The 1,764-nt window shown below is 68.3% G+C and carries 1 protein-coding gene; it reads right to left on the bottom strand.

Annotation, left to right across the window (positions count from 1 at the left end; translation table 11 throughout):
• A partial coding sequence (locus ABZT49_RS21045) for a CHASE3 domain-containing protein (protein WP_355288682.1) occupies positions 1-1,329 on the bottom strand: 1,329 nt, incomplete at its 3' end.
• Positions 1,330-1,764: the final 435 nt, after the last annotated feature.

The raw sequence follows: 1,764 nt of genomic DNA, 5'->3' as shown, positions 1-1,764 counted from the left end.
GATGGTCTCGCCGAGGGTCCGCCGCAGCAGGGGGATCAGGTCCGGCATCGTCGCGGCGAGGTCGATGGCCGACGGCGCGAGCGGCTGCTTGCGGGCGAAGGCAAGGAGCTGGCTGGTGAGCGTCGCCCCGCGCTGGGCAGCCCAGGATGCCCGCTCGATCCGCGTCTGGAGCCGGGCGTCGCCGTCGAGCTTTGCCCGGATGAATTCCAGGTTTCCGAGGATGACCTGAAGCAAGTTGTTGAAATCGTGCGCGATGCCGCCGGTGAGCTGGCCGATGGCCTGCATCTTCTGAGCCTCGCGCAGCACGCCCTCGGCCTGGGCGCGCTTGGTCATGTCCGAGATGGTCAGCACGAAGCCGCCGTCGGGCATCGGCGTCCGGCGGATCTCCAGGTGGTGCCCCTCCGCGTTCTCCCGCTCGTAGGTGACGGCCTCGCGGGGATTCCGGCTGCCGTGTCGGACCTGGTCCTCGGTCTCCAGAGCGGGACGCCCGGGTTCGCCGGTGTGCTCGACGAAGGCGCCGTAGGTCGTGCCCCGTCGGACCATCGCCTTCGGCAGGTCGAGTAGCACTTGGAAGCACTCGTTCCAGTTCGCGAGCTTGCGGTCGGGTCCGAACACCGCGACGCCCTGGCTGAGGCTGTCGAGGGTGGTGCGCAGGCGCAGGGCCACAGCCCGCTGTTCGGTCTCGGTCCTGTAGGAACGCGACCACGCCTGGTTCAGGAGGCGGGCCGCCCAGAGCAGGGTGAAGACCGCCAGCACCGAACCGGCGATAACCATCCAGCGCACCCATGTCGCACGGGCGTCGTTCTGCACAAGGCGCTCGTCGAGGAGCCGCTGCTCGTCTGCGAGCATGGCTGCAAGAATGGTTTCGGCCTCGCGCATGTGATTGCGGCCGGCGTCGCCGTTGATGATGCGCAGCGCCGCCTCCAGACCGCCGTCGCGGCGCGCCTGAAGCGTCTGGGCGAGTTCCTCCAGCTTGTGCTGGATGGCCGGGGCCAGCGCCCAGATGCGCTCCTGCTGCGCGGGGTTGTCGGCGGTCAGCTTCTGGAGCTCGCCCTGGAGGAGGCCGAGGCGATCGCGCGCGACGTCGTAGGGGCCGAGGTACTCGGCCCTGCCGGTGAGGACGTAGCCGCGCTGGCCGCGCTCGGCGTCGCGCAAGGCGATGGCGAGGTCCTTGGTGGTGTCGAGCACCTGATAGCTGTGCCGCGACCAGGTGCGAGCGTCGCGCGAGGCGTTCAGCCGCTCCCAGGTCGCCGCACCGACCAGGGCGAGGATGGCGATCAGCACGCCGAGGACGAGGACGTTGGCGCGCCTGACGAGGTACTGGGTCATGGTATCCTAGTTGCGGCCGCAGCTTACTGTTTGGTTCACGTCAGCGAGCGCGGTGCCATATTGGTCGCTAGTGAGACCTTGAGGCAATGCCCACTCGTGCGTCCAAGGTCAGCCCATGCGCCGCGATGCGGGCCTTTTACGGGCGCCGCGAACCGGGATCGTGGGACGCATCCCTCCGCGGACGCACTGAGTTTCCTGCTCTCAGCCGGCCCAGCGGGCATACCGGCCCTCGTTCCACGGTTCGAAATAGCGCCCGAACGAGACCCGGACGTCCATTTACGCCTTGAGCATGCCCGGTGTGGTGGGTTCATCGTTGCAGCGCGGCGCCGCGGATATCAGGGCCCGTGGCCCGGCAGACTCTCTGACGGCGTCAGGGGGAACCCCGCTCAACGAGAAGCTCGGCTATTTCCTTTATGATGCGGTCCGAGAACTCCT

Source organism: Methylobacterium sp. EM32 (assembly GCF_040593685.1).
Taxonomy (GTDB): Bacteria; Pseudomonadota; Alphaproteobacteria; order Rhizobiales; family Beijerinckiaceae; genus Methylobacterium.
The sequence above is the reverse complement of the archived record's forward strand: the minus strand, read 5'-3'. Positions and strand labels throughout refer to the sequence as shown.